Origin of the sequence: Pseudomonas cyclaminis (genome assembly GCF_015163715.1) — a bacterium.
GTDB classification, from domain to species: domain Bacteria; phylum Pseudomonadota; class Gammaproteobacteria; order Pseudomonadales; family Pseudomonadaceae; genus Aquipseudomonas; species Aquipseudomonas cyclaminis.
In genome coordinates, this window is sequence record NZ_JADDUM010000121.1 from 1 (window position 1) to 1,563 (window position 1,563).

The 1,563-nt window shown below is 61.2% G+C and carries 1 protein-coding gene; it reads right to left on the reverse strand.

What is annotated here, in order from left to right; genetic code table 11:
* Positions 1-120: 120 nt before the first annotated feature.
* Complete coding sequence (locus IQK56_RS16170) at positions 121-1,410, reverse strand: M18 family aminopeptidase (protein WP_122307562.1); 1,290 nt, start codon at positions 1,408-1,410, stop codon at positions 121-123.
* Positions 1,411-1,563 lie beyond the last annotated feature (153 nt).

Below are 1,563 nucleotides of genomic sequence, written 5' to 3' on the forward strand. Positions count from 1 at the left end.
AAACCAAATGTGGGAGGGGGTTTGCCCCCGATAGCGGTCTATCAGTCAGCTTGTTTTTAGCTGACCCACCGCATCGGGGGAAAGCCCCTCCCACATTTTTGACTGTATTCAGCCGTTGGATCAGGGCAAGTCGTGGCTTGCGTAGAACGCGCCCAACACCTTCACCAGATGTGCCAGGTCATGGCTGCCGCACAGTTCACGAATGGAGTGCATGGCAAACGTCGGCAGGCCGATGTCCACGGTGCGCACGCCCAGGTGGCTGGCGGTGATCGGGCCGATGGTCGAGCCGCAACCCATGTCGCTGCGCACTACAAAGCTCTGTACCGGCACTTCCTCGGCCATGCACAGATGGCGGAAGAACCCGGCGGTTTCGCTGTTGGTGGCGTAGCGCTGGTTGCTGTTGACCTTGATCACCGGGCCGGCGTTGAGCTTGGGACCGTGATTGGCGTCGTGCTTGTCGGCGTAGTTCGGGTGCACGCCGTGGGCGTTGTCCGCAGACACCAACAGAGATTTCTGAATGGTGCGTACGAATTCATCACCTTCAGGCAACAGGCGGCGCAGGGTCTGTTCCAGCATCGGGCCATCGGCGCCACAGGCGGAGCAGGAACCGACTTCTTCGTGGTCGTTGCACACCAGTACACAGGTTTCGTCGCTTTCGCTGGTGAGCAAGGCTTGCAGGCCGGCGTAGCACGACAGCAGGTTGTCCAGGCGCGCGCCGGCGATAAAGTCGCCATTAAGGCCAATCACGGCAGCGCTCTGGGTGTCGTAGAAACTCAGCTCGTAGTCGAGCACCACATCGGCGTTCAACCCGTGCTCGCGTGCCAGTTGCTCGGTGAGCACGGCGCGGAAGTCCACGCGCTCGTCACCGGCAAATTGCGCGAGGATCGGCGGCAGCTCGGTCTGGGCATTGATCGCCCAGCCCTGGTTGGCTTCACGGTTCAGGTGAATGGCCAGGTTGGGGATGATGGCGATGGGCAGTTTGAAGTCGATCAGCTGGCTTTCGACCTTGCCGTCGCGGCGGAACGTCACGCGGCCGGCCAGGGACAGGTCACGGTCGAACCACGGGGCCAGCAAGGCGCCACCGTAGACTTCCACACCTAATTGCCAGAAACCCTGGCGTTGCAGCTCGGGCTGGGGCTTGACCCGCAGGCATGGGCTGTCGGTATGGGCGCCGACCAGGCGAATCCCGCCCAGCAGCGGCGAATGGCGGCCGAGCTTGAAGGCGATGATCGAGGAGTCGTTGCGGGTCACGTAATAGCGACCGTTGGCTTCGGTGGTCCAGGTTTCGCGCTCGTCGAGACGCTGGTAACCGGCCGCTTCCAGACGCTGGGCCAGGGCGGCAGTGGCATGAAAAGGAGTAGGGGAGGCCTTGAGGAAGTCGATCAGGCCTTGATTCAACGCTTCGCGCATAAAAAGCTCCAGACAGCAGTGCGCGGAGTTTACCGCATTGGTTTGACTCGGTGTCCAGAACTGACACAGAACAAATGTGGGAGGGGCTTGCCCCGATGACCGAAGTGTCAGTCACTGAATCTGTTGACTGAGCCGATGCCATAGATTCAGCAC